This window comes from Nostoc sp. PCC 9305, assembly GCF_963920915.1.
In the GTDB taxonomy this organism is placed as follows: Bacteria; Cyanobacteriota; Cyanobacteriia; order Cyanobacteriales; family Nostocaceae; genus Nostoc.
Genome location: NZ_CAWUDN010000057.1, coordinates 1 through 14,717, shown reverse-complemented (window position 1 = coordinate 14,717; position 14,717 = coordinate 1). Strand labels below are relative to the sequence as shown.

The following is a 14,717-nucleotide window of genomic DNA, read 5'->3' as shown; positions in this document are numbered from 1 at the left end:
GTTCATATTTATCTCCTTTTTTATTATATATTGAGTTGTGAACCAATTATATCTTAACATATAAAAATTCTATTGTTCAAGTTTTACCTAATTGTTATATTTCATCCCACTATTCAACAATATCTAATGATATTATTAAATTCTAATATCCGCCGCGAATTTTCTCAAATTTTCCTGTCGCCACTTTGCATCTGCTTTACGATTTGTCCGCAACTCCAAAACCCGAATCCTTTTAGCTGGTAATGGGTTTAATTTTTGCTGCAACTGCTGCCAAGAAGTAATCAATTCATGCTGCACATTATAAGTAGCGCACAACTGAGCAAAATCAATATCCTGGGGAGTGCCAAAAAACTCTTCAAATGGCGGGTCAAACTTGGCAATGGGTAACATTTCAAAAATCCCACCGCCATTGTTATTGATTAACACAATCGTCAAATGTCCGACAAACTTATTGCGGATTAAAAAACCATTGGTATCATGCAACAGCGCTAAATCTCCTGTTAACATCACACTACTTTGCTGGCGATGGGCAATTCCTAAAGCTGTGGATAATGTGCCATCAATGCCATTTGCACCCCGGTTAAAGTACGATCGCACCCTTAAATTATTTGGTTTCCAGAAATATTCCACATCCCGCACAGGCATACTATTGGCAATGAACAGAGGCGTTTTTGGCGGTAAAATCTGAGAAATTAACCAAGCTGCTTTACTCTCAATGATTTCATCTATTTTCCCCATCGTCTGGTCAACAACTAACCTGACTTTAGTTTCCGCATCACACCATTGCTGCAAATAGTCTGAGGATAAAGATAAATTTATCCCCTCTGTCTTTATCTCTTCTACAGATATCCGTAAATGCGTCGTTCTTCCGTGCAAAGGATCGAGGTTTTGGTCACTAGGATCGATTACCCAGCGTCGCGGTTGGGTTGCATCTATCCAGCTACGCAATTCTTTACTCGTAGGCATTTCACCCACCTGAATCACCATTTCGGGCGCTAACTGCTTTGCCAGTTGCTGATTTCGCAAAATCAGGTCATAAGTGGAAATCAAATAAGGGTTGAGTTCGGCATAATTTCTCACTGGGGAGAGTCCCTCTGCTAGCACAGGCCATTTGAGAGTCTGGGAAAGGTGCGCGATCGCTCTACAATACTCTTCTGGTTGCTGCGGTTGAGCAACACCTGCGATGATGATACCGCGATCGCATTCTTTCCATTGTTGGGGAATGGGGAATGGGGAATGGGGAATGGGGAATGGGGTATTGCTTGTTATTCCTGCGAAAAAGTCTTCTGGGTGAAATTGCGATCGCAAATAACTCAAGTCGGTTCCATCAGGAACAGGTGCTAAAGGATCGCGAAAGGGAATATTCAAATGTACTGGCCCCTTTGTAGAAGTTTGCGATCTTTCCCAGCTATGAATTACCGTTTGTCGTAGATAAGCTAGCATTCCCAGATCGGCGGAGGGTAAGGCTAACTCCGTTTGCCAATTTGGGTAGTTTCCATATAATCTCAACTGATCTATAGTTTGCCCAGAGTGACAATCTCGCAATTCTGGCGGTCTATCGGTGGTTAATATCAACAGTGGTACGCAACTATATGAGGCTTCGATGACTGCTGGATAAAAGTTTGCCCCTGCTGTACCAGAGGTACAAACTAGTACCACCGGTCGTCCGGTTGCTTTAGCTTGTCCCAAAGCAAAAAAGGCGGCGGAACGTTCATCAAGAATGGAAATCGCTTCAATCTCAGGTGCTTGTTGAGCAAAGGCGATCGCTAAGGGTGTAGAGCGCGATCCAGGGCAAATGATCGCACAAGTCAATCCCAACCGCTTTAGAGTCTCTGTTAAAATATAAGCCCAAAGTTGATTAACATTCCTATAAGCGATCGGCATTAAATCAAACATAGCTATAAAACAATCTTAAATTTTAGATTTTGTCTAGGGAAATTCAATTTAAAATCCATCAATGCGGTGTTGAGTTCCATCACCGCAGCGCGAGTTTGGAGGAAAGAAAATCTCCAAGCAAACTTGCTCCACTTTCTAAAAAATGCACAATTTGCTCTCAAACTTTTATGGACTGCATTCATTTAACGGGAATTCGCGGCTATGGCTACACTGGGTATCTACCAGAAGAACAGGTGCTAGGACAATGGTTTGAGGTTGATGTCAGGTTATGGTTGGATATCTCCACAGCGGCCAAGACTGACGCGATCGAAGACACTTTAGATTATCGCAGCGTCATTAGCTTGATACAACATCTGATCAAAACGTCTAAATTTGTTTTGGTGGAGAAATTGGTAACAACGATCGCAGATTCTATCCTCCAAGAGTGCGATCGTGTAACAAAAGTCCAAGTCACTCTCAGCAAACCTGCTGCACCTATTCCAGACTTTGGTGGCAAAATTAGCATTGAACTGACTAAAAGTAAGCCCAATCTTTAAATTCACACAATGTGTTTTTTTGCAATATCTATCAGCTAGCGAAGAACAGGGGGCTTACGCCGAACTTAGAACTGTCTCATAATGAGAATCTTTTCTGCAATTGCTAGCAGCACCTGTTGATTACCAAAAAACTAAAAAACACCGCGAACTGCTGATGAACATTTAACTTGCATATTTTCAAAGGACAGGAATTGTGATTAAGTATTAACCAGAAGCTGTAGAGCTAGTATTTTATTTTTAAAATACGCGTAGTTAGTGGCATGGCAAGGCTAAATTAGTGCAGTTAAAAATATCTCAACTATGGATATTTGAGAAACATAATTAATTTTCTATTGCACATATTTAGGCTTGCCATGCTATTACAATAAAACTGATACTTTTTAAAATTTACGCTTTTTATATAAATATTTATAATTAATACGAATTTACTCATCATTAAAGATTTCAGACAGCTTTAGACCGTAATCTAGACCTCATATAATATAAAATCTATTTGCAGGTAAAGTAGGATTAAACTCTTTAATTACAGGTAACAATTAATTAATGATAATAATTCAGTGTATGTATATTAGTATATTACATACGATACAAGCTAGATGTTTTTAACTTATATTAAAGTAATATACTGTGATTTTATGAAATTTTATTCTTGATTAATTTGTATATAGATATTATACTTAGTGTTTATACTTTCTCAACAAAAAATTATTGTATACATTTTAAAATCATTTTTTGACTGCTTGATAATTACATTCTAATTTGAATTTGATGTTTAGTAGCATCATATTAGCTACATAAATTAATCAAAATTAGCTTTGACAAGCATAGAAATTTTCGGAGATTAATAACATGATGCCATTTACTCATTAGTCGGTATTAATATCAAGCAAGAATACAGGGTAGTTAGAGATTGTTTATGATAAGATAAACACTTTTGACTTGAGTTGACACTGACAACAAGAATCTGAACCTTAGCAAACAGATTATCGTAACATGTTCGCCCGCAAAATCCTAGTTGTTGAGGATGAAAAAAATATAGCCTCAAATATTAGAAAAAGTTTACAAAAGTTAGGTTATTTAGTATCAGAAATAACTGAATCTGGTGAAGAGGTAATAAAAAAGGTAGCAGAAACTCATCCTCATTTAGTATTAATTGATATCTGTCTAGCTGGAGAAATAAACGGTCTCCACGTAGCTGATATTATTCAGAATAACTTTCATGTGCCTGTAGTATATCTAACGGAGTATTCGGAATATAAAACATTACATAAAAATCAGCTAAGTGAGCCTTTTAGTTACATAGCCAAACCATTTATTGAAAGTGACTTACATTTTGTGATTGAAATGACCCTGTACAAACATCAGAGCAAAAAAATATTATACGAAGAAAAACAGAGGTTGATGACAATTATTAATAGTATGGGTAGTGCAGTGATTGTGACGTATGCAAATGGTTGTATTGAAATGATGAATCCCATAGCAGAACTAATCACTGGTTGGAAGCAAAGTGAAGCGTTGGGGAAAGATTTAATAGAAGTCGTTAACTTAGTTAATAAAGATGTAGGAGAAAAAATTGAAAATTTAGCCACTTATGTAATCGAAGCAGGTGAAATTTTCAATTTACCAGAAAACTGTACATTGATTACCAAAGATGGCAAAGAAATAGCGATTGGGGATAATGTTGCACCTATTCGCGATCGAGATGGCAACATTACTGGCGCGGTTTTAGTTTTTCAAGATATTACTAAACGTAAGCAGACAGAGGCACAACTGATCCGCAATGCATTTTATGATGGGCTAACAGAATTACCGAATCGTGTTTTATTTTTAGATCGGCTCAAACAAACTATTGAACGTAGTAAACGCAGAAGCGATTATTATTTTGCAGTTTTATTTTTGGATTTAGATGGCTTCAAAGAGATTAACGATCGCTTTGGGCATGGAATAGGGGATGATTTTTTAGTAGCGATCGCTAGACGTTTAGAGTCATGCTTACGTAGTGGCGATACTGTAGCACGATTTGGTGGTGATGAATTTACTGTTCTTTTGGAGGATATTAAAGACATTACCGACGCTACCAATGTTGCCAAACGTATTCAAGACTCTTTACGATTGCCAGTGAATCTCAATGGATATCAATTATCTACTACAGCAAGCATTGGTATTACTTGGAATTTTAGTAGTTATGAGGAGGCTACAACTCTGCTGCGGGATGCTGATATTGCTATGTACCAAGCTAAACGCCAGGGAAAAGCTACTTATGCCATATTTAGTTAAGAATAAAATATGATACTTTAGCTGCTACTAAGGTTATGCTATACAACCGAGAAGCCCCATAATTCTGTCATGGAAAAAAACCGAACAACAGAATTCAGGAGTCAGTAGCCAGAATGGGCTAAACCTTAGCTATCCGCTAACAGAATTGAATTCTTTATGACTGGCGGACTTAGAGAAGCGCTCAGGCGAACGCTGAAAATAGGTTTAAGTTTGCCACTTTGATTCTGAATACTGAATTCTGCATTATTCTTCAAAACTTATAACCTCTAGCAATCCAATAGAGCCAGTCTGCGATCGCTTCTTGAGTTTCACTGTCAGCATCAATGGCTGCTATTTCAGATAATTTTGCAGAATATACATCATCATCCTTACCATTAATATAAGCCACTTCGACAAACATATCTTTTAAACACTCATCATCTGGGGCCATTCCCAGTACTTCCACTTGTTTCTCCTCGACAGCACCTGATTTGCGTCCCTTCTTAGTCCACGTAGCCAAAAAGGGAAAATTCAGAGCCTCTTCGAGGTAGTAGTACCAACCCATAGCCCGGTCTTCTTTGTCTTCAGCATCTACAATGATCTCCGTTTTAATGCGATGCTCCCGGTTTTCATCGGATTCAACACTAGGCATAAGATAACACTTTGCGTATAATTCATTTTGATAATACTACCAAAATGTTTCTCAAATCATACTTAAATATATCTATGATGTCCGCTTAATTACTTATTGACCTCCCAGAAGCCCACACGCCAGATGCTCCACTTGAGGAGACTCCAGACGCTCGCAGACTCGCTCTAAGCGAAGCCATGCTGAAGGCCGCTGTGCTATCGCCTTTGGCGTCTCCCCTTAATCCCCTCTTTACAAACTCTTAGGGCAGAGTGGGGTGCAATGGCTGTGGAAATCATAACTAATTATCTGGAAATGATATAAACTCTACAAAAAACCACTTGTCATTGACAAGCGGTTTTGTAGTTATTGTTTTTAAGGGGAACTTATTCGTGACACCAAGATGCAAAATTTTTCAGAGATTAAACAAGTCTCAAATCAGGATAATTTGCTAACACATCATCAGATGTGAGAGTATCATTTTCAGCTTGAGGAGTCCAAAGAACTTCAATTGCTAGAAGCTTGTCGCTAGGGATACTACCAATTTGCCGCAAAGCTTGACGCAAATCGTCAGCACTATTAATAGCTGTGGGGATTTCAAACTTACCTAGTGTCGCCGCCAGCAAGGTGACGATAATGTATTCACCAGGGCCTTCGGTAAATAGGCGGGTGGGGTTATCGAGTTCGCCAGCCGGAGGTAAAGCTTCTTTGGCAAGAGCTGCTTTAAGCTGGTTGTTGACGTTAGAAAGAGTTTCTTCGCTAAACTTGCTGCGTTCTGCCAATGACAGCCGATTAAACTGACCTTCAGCTGAATTCAAGCTGGCTTGTTGAGTACCACCACCTGCATATACAAAGTATTCGGGATGGCGGAGTAAAGCTAGACTGGCTTCTTGGAGAATTTCTGCTCTGCCTTCTGGGGTGTTAGTATCAGCAGTTTCAGCAATGTGGTTGAGTTCATTTTGCAATTCACGGGCTTGAGCTAACAAACCTACTTGCAAACGAGTTACAGACACAGGAGAGTTACTGCTGTAATCTGCTTCTGGTGTTTCACCGCTAGAGACGCGGCGGAAAGTTTGCAATAAGAAATTAGCGATCGCCAAGAAAATTAAGATGGTAAATATACCACCAAATCCTCCTCCAATACCCCAGAAGGGAACTATGAAGGGAAAGCCAAAGCCACCACCAAAACCACCACCAGGATAGTATCCGCCCCCGCCAGGAGGTGCATAGGTGCGCGGTGTATAGGTGCGGCTGCTGGAAGGCATTCTAAAGGAGCCACCACCGATACGACCCCCACTGCGGGCTGCTAATGCGCCATCAGCATGACCAAGAGCCAAAGCTAACACCAAGCTTAGGGCTAAGAAGGTTTTTAACAGCGGTTTGATGGTTTGTTGTAGTTTTTTACGCATAAGACAATCGCTTGAAAAACGGAATTATTATTTATGATTTCTCCCTATTCTGGGAGCAGTGTTGCAGGATGTCGCTAAGGCTAGCCCGTAACAAGCAACTTTGTAGCATTCACTTTTAGAGGCTACATATTCAATTTACCGCGTCTTATCTTGGGTAAGTAGCGATCGCAGGGGGGATTTCTCGACTGGGGAACCGTACCTGAAGACATGTTTATCCTCAAATAAATTGCGATGTCTACAACGGGCTATGCCTACGGGCAATGGTTTGCTATGCCTTGGACTAGTAGTTTCAGACTACAGTTTTGAATTATACAGATGATTTTAAATTTTAGTGATTATTTTGACTAATTTTTTTAATCATTCACTGAACTTATCACTCAATATTTAGCACGGGCAAAACACCTCGCTACCATCAACACCACTCATTAATACATCTAGCAACTTAAAATTTACGTATACATAGGAAGCTAGTAAGTGTCTGCGATCCTTATAGCTTATTCCAGATAGAGATAATGTCGCTATTAAGTAGTTATAAAAATTTGGGCATTTTGGCACAACAGTCCAGGTATTTAGGATATTCTATTGAACGTAGCTAAATTTCGGAATTTTCGCAGCAGTTATTCACTGAGCATTTTCGCTACAAGTGTTATCTTTTATTTTTTGTTCATTATGTTTGTTCATTATGCACAGAAACTCTCAAATAATGATAGATTTGCAACAAAAATAAAATCAACACAATAAAAAAACAATCTTTCTGGCTAATCTTCTAAAATAGGCTTCAAATTTGTCTACCAAATTCGTTTTAAAAGAAATAAAATAATAATGATGGCTTTGAAAGTAATTCTAATTGTAGATATTAAAAACTATTTGAAATATAGTCATCAACTTTATTATGGAACATATTTCTCAACTAACAGCCGAAATCAGAGATAAAGCTGCATACCCAGATATCCTAGTCATATCCCGGATCTTTCTGCCGAAAGAAGCTGTAATTGGGGAATATATCTACAATCGTTGTCTGCAAGATCCAGAACGAATAATTGTGCTGGCAGCTAGTTGCTCAGGAGATCGAGTATTTGATAATAGTCAACAATTTCCTGTGTATCGCTGGTATTATCCTAAATATTGGCGTAGCGGCTATGTGGGAAATATCTTAAAGCCTTTGGTCAATATCGTCTGCTCATTTGTCCTAGCAATTAAACTCTATTTTCGCTATCACTATCGTTATATAGAGTGGGGCCACGGTTATGATTTTCCTTCACTGTTGCTATTGAGCTATTTGTTACCTATTCGCTTTTTTATCTATCTGCACGGTAACGATCTTCTTTGTACTTTACACAATCCCGTGCTGCGATCGCTATTTAAATTAACACTCAAACGCGCCGAAGGCATTGTTTGTAACAGTTCTTATACAAGAGACTACCTGAGAACTGCTTTCCGATTAGATACTCCTACCCACGTCATTAACCCCGTAATCAGACCGGAAAAATTTGGTAATAATGTAGCCAGTCCCAGTAGCCTTGATGATTTACGGGTTCGCGTGCGTCAAAAATACAACATTCCCGAAACAGCAATAGTGATTCTCTCCATCGGCAGGCTAGTAAAACATAAAGGTTTCGACCGAGTAATTGATAATATCCCAATACTGCTAACTTTTGGGGTTGATGTTCACTATATACTTTGCGGTCAAGGGCCAAGTGAGTCGGAACTGAAATCTCTGGCGCATCGTTTGCGAGTTGATAAGCGCGTCCACTTTGCTGGATATGTGCCAGAGCGGGAATTAGCAGGTTATTATGCAGCTTGCGACATATTTGCCATGCTGACTTTATCGGATACTAAACCTAATAATATGGAAGGTTTTGGTATGGCTTATTTAGAAGCAAGTTACTTCGGTAAGCCGATAATTGCCCCTCGTTTAGGCGGTGTTCTAGATACAGTTCAGCATGAAGAAAATGGGATACTGGTTAATCCCAATTCTGGTTATGAAGTTTTTCAAGCTTTCAATCGGTTGTGCAAAGACCAACAACTACGCGAGCAACTCGGTCGTAAAGGTAAAGAATTAGCCAAGCGTAGAACCCTTCATCGATCGCTTTATAAATCAGAGGGGAAAAACGCGATTTCGTGAAATGAATGCACATTGAAAAATCACCAAAATCTAATTCTAGTAATCTACAGCAATCCTAAATCATTCGCGCTCCACAAGATTCCCGACTGATTAAATAAGTCGGGAATCTGTGGTTTGCAATTCTTGCTATAGCAGTCCTAAATCAGAAAATTCAAAAAATACTAACAATGGAAATTTGCTATAAGTTTTATTTATAAAAAAACTCTAACAAATTGCTTCACAAATGAGCAAGATTGCAGTGTAAAATCTCGCTTGTGATGTGATTAAATGTGCAATGAACAATATCTGGTTTCGCATAGAGCAATACCTTCAGCGTTACGCAAAGCACCGAATGCAATCTTTCGTGTTTACAGTTATTGGATGTCTTGCTGTAGTTAGTGTGATTACCTTTGGGGCAATGTATGTTGTGGCTCAACCTGCTTCAACTTCATCCGAACGTCCCGCTAAAGCGCCAAATTTCGGGCGACACTTTCAAGAATTTGGGCGTGAAGGCTCTATCTTGATTTACGACTCAAAAAATAACCGCATCTACGAACACAATCCTCAACGTAATGCAACTGCGATCGCTCCAGCTTCAACATTCAAAATTTTTAACGCGCTGGTGGCATTAGAAACAGGTGTAGTTCCTGATGATGTGGCGGTTCTCACTTGGGATGGAATTCACCGAGACATTGATGCCTGGAATCATGATACAAATTTGCGTCAAGCCTTTAAGGATTCAACTGTTTGGTTTTATCAAGTATTGGCACGTAGGGCTGGACATGAACGGATGCAGCAATTTATTAATAAAGTAGGCTACGGAAACCGTCAGATTGGCACTGCCGCAGACATCGATCGTTTTTGGTTACAACAGCCTTTGCAAATTACACCCAAAGAGCAAATTAAGTTTTTGCAACGGTTATATCAAGGCGATTTGCCTTTCTCGCAACGGACAATAAATCTTGTCAAAGACATTATGGTACGCGAACAAACTCCAGACTACACACTCCGAGGAAAAACGGGATGGTTAACGAGTACTAAACCAAACGTTGGTTGGTTTGTGGGTTATTTAGAGCAAAACAAAAACGTCTACTTTTTCGCGACAACCCTTGATATGCAAAAATCGGAAGATGCACCCGCCCGGATTGAGATTACACGACGCAGCCTCAAGGATTTGGGCTTGCTGGCTCAAATAAACTAACCACCACCAACAATAGTTACCACCTCTAAGCGATCGCCTGGCTGCACTTTTGTTTGCGGCCAAAACTGGCGGTGTAAAATTTCACCGTTATATTCTACAGCCACCAAGCGGGGGTTAAAACCCAACTGTTGGAGTAAGTCGGGTAAAGAAGTTTGGAATGAACAGCTATGGGTTTCCCCATTTACCTGAATCGTAATCTCGTTAGACATAAATGTGGGGAATGGGGAACTTGTACTGAGCGCAGTCGTTGGCGCAGCCTCTCGTAGAGAAGTATGGGGAATGTGGTATTGGTTACTCAATGACGAATGACAAATGACTCTTTAAAGTTCTGGTTTAATGCGATTGAGTTGAGAGAGCAAATATTGTGTCACGAGGGTAGGCTGTTCGGCTTGCATGAGCGATCGCACCACTGCTACACGTTTGGCTCCGGCATCAATGACATCATTGATATTATTCGCATCTATTCCCCCAATGGCAAACCAGGGAATTGAGCAATTTTTCGCTGCATAACTGACATATTCTAAACCTGTGGCAGCTTTACCTACTTTCGTGGGAGTTTCATAAACTGGCCCCACACCAATGTAATCTACACTTTCAGCAATTGCTGCTTGCATTTCTTCTTTATTTGTGGTAGAAAGACCAATCAAACGCTGGGAACCGAGTAATTGCCGAGCAACAGCAATAGGCATATCTTGTTGTCCCAGATGCACTCCATCTGCATCGACAGCTAAAGCGAGATCGACGCGATCGTTAACGATAAACAAAGCACCGTAGATGTGGCATAACTGCCGTAATTTTCTCGCTTGTTCCAGACGCAAAGAATCATCGGTGGTTTTGTCGCGGTATTGTAAAAGTGTTAATCCACCTTTGAGTGCAGCTTCTACGTTATTCAACAAATTTTCATGTGGGGAAGTAACCAGATACAAATGCGATCGCCACAACAATTGATGGCGCTGATGACCCATTAAACTACTTTCTAGGGTATAAACCTGATAGCGCATCTGCTTACAAGCCTTAGCCATATTTGGTTGGGTTAGCTTGCTGTATTCTTCCAACACCCGTAATGCTTCTTCTATCCGGCAAAAGTTAGCTTGCAAGACCGATTTTATACTAGCTCGTTCTTCTTCTTGAGGATGGGTTAACTCAGTGCCAAGATCGCCTGGTGTATCTCGCGCCGCTCTTAATTCTGGGGTATGCCACTTGGCTACCTCTTGTCGCAACCGTTTGCATTCAAGAGACAACTGGGCATTATTCAACCCAAACCGGCACCATTCCTCGATAATTCGCAAGCCCTCACGAGCGCGGTCTAAATTGGCATCTAAAATGCGGTAAACAACTTGCTGTGTTTGCTCTTTTTGGCTGTATGGCTCGACCATCACAACAACCCCATTAGTGCTTTCATCGAAGTGTGGATTATCATAAGTCCTAGTAACCATAAGTTAATTAATTTGCTTTTTTTTACTAATTTTTGCGGAATCTACGCAAAATAACGTAGTAGTGAGGGTTACGGTAAATTATCCCATGTTCCTATAGACAGTGATAAGGGTAGTTTGAGGCTACAGTTTCGCACTGAACTTAGTCAAGTGTTTTACGATAGACAACGAGCTTACAAAAGATTGGCAAAAGGGAATACACCAGAAAATTCACAACTGAAAAAGAATGTAGAGACATAGCTGTGCTACGTCTCTACAAGGGTTCTGGATAACGCATATTTAATTTCACTCTTATATTTATTAGATAAATGATATAGGCACAATTCATGAATTGTGCCTACAAATTATTTTGGGCAATGCATAATTAATTTCTGGAGATATCTAATATCGTTTATTACTATGTATTAAATATCGCCAATCGGTCAATATATGAGTAATATTATCGACAGAATACTCTCTAGAGAGTATAAGAATTTATGATTACTTATAAGGAGTCGTGTTAAATATGATTCTCGCTCGTGTGTTTCCTGAGTACCGTAGAGTAGATGTTTTGTTTGCAAAGCTGAAGTTTCTGAAATCAGCAAGGCTTTTATTTTTTAGTTTTTCAGTATTATCTTTTACTGTAAGCATGGGAGCGGCAAGTATAGCGTTTCTGGGTATCAGCCTGGATAGTGCAAGCGCTCAAATTCCATCAACACCAGATTCAGCGCCTCTGAATCAGAAAACACCTTCTCAGGCTAATGTGCTATTTGTCAACCCTGGTGTTGGAGATGACAAGGCAGGCAATGGCAGCGAATCCGCTCCCATAAAGACGATTACCCAAGGCTTGCGATTAGCTAACGCTAATACTGTAATTATGCTTTCCCCTGGAACTTATAGCGCCGAGACAGGAGAGGAATTTCCCTTAATACTGAAACCGGGTATTTCAATTCAAGGCAACCCCAGCAATCAAGGTAAAGACATTATCATTCAGGGAGGCGGTGATTACCTGAGTCGGAGTTTTGGCGGTCAAAATGTCACAATTGTAGGGGCAAATCAAGCCTTGCTTACTGGGGTGACGGTGATGAACTCTAATCCTCGTGGTTACGGTTTATGGATTGAATCTAGCAATCCGGTAGTTGCGGAAAATACTTTTACTGGCAATACTCAAGATGGTATTTCTGTCTGTGGTAATGCCGCACCTACCATTAGTAAGAATTACTTCGATCGCAATGGAGCCAATGGCATCACAATTGCTGGTAACTCTAGTCCCCAAGTGAAAGAGAATGTCTTTCACCAAACAGGCTTTGGGATTAATATTGCCCAAAATGCTGCTCCTATAGTCATAGGTAATCAAATTCAGAACAATAGATCGGGAATTGTCGTACAAGCAAATGCCCGCCCGATTTTGCGGAATAATATTATTCAAGATAATAAAGAAGATGGTTTAGTTGCGATCGCTCAAGCAATGCCAGATTTGGGTAGTGCATCCGAACCTGGGGGTAATACATTTCAAAATAATGCCCGCCACGACATTAACGCCAGCGCTGCTAAACAAGTGATTTCTGCTGCTGGTAATAACCTTGTAAGCGATCGCATCACTGGCAAGGTAGATATTAATGGTACAACAGCACTAGCAACCCAAAATTCTCAACCCGCCCCTGTCCCCAACAATGCGTTACAAGAAATACCATCAACTGGGGAAATCACCTTCTCATCTCCCGAAGTCTCTGAAACTACTAACGGGCAAACCAGCAACAGCATTTCAGCAAATAATCCTGTTTCTACACAATTAAATAGTCAACGGCTGCCATTAATGCCTGCCAATAATGTACCGCCTTCCCCGCCTATATCCAAACAACCACCTACTTCTAGAGTCGCCGGATTTCCTACTCCTAGCAGCTTGTCAGGTAGACAAATACCAATTAACGCACAGCCACCTGATACACCACAGTTAAATTATGTGCGGATCGATCCTAATACCATTGAGTTTACTGCCCCTGAGTCCTCATCCAATTCAGTTGCACAGCCACCAGTTCCAAGTATGAGGAATCAAACACAGCAGCCATTACCAATACTAGAAACTGGTGCTTCAGCACTTTTACCACTTCCCGATCGTAATATCCCCATTGTTAATACTCGCAATCTGCAAACAAGTTCTGCAAGTATTCCTTATAGTGGTCACTCTGCAACCCAATTTGGTGTACGTTATCGCGTAGTAGTACCACTTGCAACGGATCGGGATCGAGATTTAGTGCGATCGCTTGCTCCTGGTGCGTTTCCCACAGTTTGGCAAGGTCAAAGAGTTATGCAAGCAGGAGTATTTAGTAGTGAATATAATGCTAAAGAAATGCTCAAAACACTCTCTAGTAAAGGTTTAAGAGTCATTATGGAGCCGTTAAATTAATTGGGCATCCATTCGGCTTCTCTACGAGACGCTACGCGTTAGCAGAGCTTTCGCTTTAGCGATACGCTCAGGGCAAGTGGACATAGGGCAAAAGAGGTGGAGGGAAAAGGCTTACATCACCTCAGTCTTTTTCCTCAATTTTGAATTTTGATGTAAGGGCGATCGCGGGTCAAAATGAGATCAATTGCCTTAAGAGAGCGATCGCTTTTCTAATGTGGTGGAGGGGGCAATTGCGGTTTCATCAAAGGAGCGATCGCACACTTTTATATCTGCGCTGATTTGGCGACTTGCGTGTGGATACAGTAGGCTCAGTGTTTTCCGTTTTACCAATTACTGAGAAAGTGATTGCCCTATTAGACTTGCCCCTTACCCCCATTAATCTATGATGGCGGGTTATTTTCGATAAGCTCACTGCGCAAACCGACGAAATGTAAACCGTTCTAGGGATGTGTTCCACCTTAACGTGATTTCTACCATCATTTTGGTGAAAAAACTATGATTATGCTGCTAGTTTTGATCAAGTTTGAACGAAAAAGCGTCGTTTCAGGTACTTGAATTTTTCTTAGCGTACTATTTTCCTGGATTGGCACGGTGACGCCTAGAATGAGTTATTATCATCAACTTCAAGTACAGTCCTGGGCAAGCTCACCAGAGGAATCGTCAAAAGTTGCCCCTCTTCCTTCTAAGTCAAGCTTAATATTTTCAGTAAGTCCTTTATTTTTTCCGAATGTAGCATCCCTAGCTATAGTACCAATCAGGACAGCATTACTCAGGTCAGCATATCTCAAGTCAGCATATCTCAAGTCAGCATTACTCAAGTCAGCATTACTCAAGTCAGCATTACTCAAGTCAGCATTACTCAAGTCAG

At 40.4% G+C, this 14,717-nt stretch carries 12 protein-coding genes; 5 read left to right on the top strand and 7 right to left on the bottom strand.

Going from position 1 to position 14,717, the window contains the following annotated elements; translation table 11 throughout:
- Positions 1 to 135 precede the first annotated feature (135 nt).
- The gene (menD, locus tag ACM0OX_RS20820; RefSeq protein ID WP_414516896.1) at positions 136 to 1,896 is read right to left on the bottom strand and encodes a 2-succinyl-5-enolpyruvyl-6-hydroxy-3-cyclohexene-1-carboxylic-acid synthase; all 1,761 of its coding nucleotides are present in this window, start codon (positions 1,894 to 1,896) and stop codon (positions 136 to 138) included.
- Positions 1,897 to 2,063: 167 nt separating this feature from the next.
- On the opposite strand from menD, the gene folB reads away from it, so the two are divergent.
- On the top strand, positions 2,064 to 2,432 hold the full coding sequence (gene folB / locus ACM0OX_RS20815) for a dihydroneopterin aldolase (RefSeq protein WP_414516895.1): 369 nt from the start codon (positions 2,064 to 2,066) through the stop codon (positions 2,430 to 2,432).
- A 993-nt stretch (positions 2,433 to 3,425) separates the two neighbouring features.
- Positions 3,426 to 4,709 (top strand): diguanylate cyclase domain-containing protein, encoded by a 1,284-nt coding sequence (locus ACM0OX_RS20810; RefSeq protein ID WP_414516894.1) that lies wholly within the window; start codon positions 3,426 to 3,428, stop codon positions 4,707 to 4,709.
- A 250-nt stretch (positions 4,710 to 4,959) separates the two neighbouring features.
- On the opposite strand, the gene ACM0OX_RS20805 is transcribed toward ACM0OX_RS20810, so the two are convergent.
- Positions 4,960 to 5,340: a calcium-binding protein gene (locus ACM0OX_RS20805; protein WP_414516893.1), complete on the bottom strand. Its 381-nt coding sequence runs from the start codon at positions 5,338 to 5,340 to the stop codon at positions 4,960 to 4,962.
- A gap of 398 nt (positions 5,341 to 5,738) precedes the next feature.
- Complete coding sequence (locus tag ACM0OX_RS20800; protein ID WP_414516892.1) at positions 5,739 to 6,725, bottom strand: DUF1517 domain-containing protein; 987 nt, start codon at positions 6,723 to 6,725, stop codon at positions 5,739 to 5,741.
- An 892-nt stretch (positions 6,726 to 7,617) separates the two neighbouring features.
- Between ACM0OX_RS20800 and ACM0OX_RS20795 the strand changes: the two genes are divergently transcribed.
- Together ACM0OX_RS20795 and blaOXA are read left to right on the top strand one after the other, a co-directional pair.
- Positions 7,618 to 8,850, top strand: coding sequence for a glycosyltransferase family 4 protein (locus ACM0OX_RS20795; RefSeq protein ID WP_414516891.1), 1,233 nt, complete (start codon positions 7,618 to 7,620; stop codon positions 8,848 to 8,850).
- Between the two features lie 331 nt (positions 8,851 to 9,181).
- Positions 9,182 to 10,030, top strand: a complete 849-nt coding sequence (gene blaOXA / locus ACM0OX_RS20790; protein WP_414516928.1) for a class D beta-lactamase — start codon at positions 9,182 to 9,184, stop codon at positions 10,028 to 10,030.
- Here blaOXA and thiS read toward each other — a convergent pair.
- Both thiS and ACM0OX_RS20780 read right to left on the bottom strand, forming a co-directional pair.
- Entirely contained in the window at positions 10,027 to 10,239 is a 213-nt protein-coding gene (gene thiS / locus ACM0OX_RS20785; RefSeq protein ID WP_094349580.1) for a sulfur carrier protein ThiS, read from the bottom strand. The two genes, blaOXA and thiS, sit on opposite strands and share 4 nt — an antisense overlap.
- A gap of 111 nt (positions 10,240 to 10,350) precedes the next feature.
- Positions 10,351 to 11,466 carry a thiamine phosphate synthase gene (locus ACM0OX_RS20780; RefSeq protein ID WP_414516890.1) on the bottom strand — a complete coding sequence of 372 codons (1,116 nt, stop codon included), beginning with the start codon at positions 11,464 to 11,466 and terminating at the stop codon, positions 10,351 to 10,353.
- A 502-nt stretch (positions 11,467 to 11,968) separates the two neighbouring features.
- On the opposite strand from ACM0OX_RS20780, the gene ACM0OX_RS20775 reads away from it, so the two are divergent.
- Positions 11,969 to 13,849 carry a DUF1565 domain-containing protein gene (locus ACM0OX_RS20775; protein ID WP_414516889.1) on the top strand — a complete coding sequence of 627 codons (1,881 nt, stop codon included), beginning with the start codon at positions 11,969 to 11,971 and terminating at the stop codon, positions 13,847 to 13,849.
- A gap of 189 nt (positions 13,850 to 14,038) precedes the next feature.
- Here the strand turns inward: ACM0OX_RS20775 and ACM0OX_RS20770 are convergent, their stop codons facing one another.
- Positions 14,039 to 14,179, bottom strand: coding sequence for a hypothetical protein (locus ACM0OX_RS20770; protein ID WP_414516888.1), 141 nt, complete (start codon positions 14,177 to 14,179; stop codon positions 14,039 to 14,041).
- A 293-nt stretch (positions 14,180 to 14,472) separates the two neighbouring features.
- The coding region (locus tag ACM0OX_RS20765) for a pentapeptide repeat-containing protein (RefSeq protein WP_414516887.1) at positions 14,473 to 14,717 on the bottom strand (245 nt) is incomplete at its 5' end.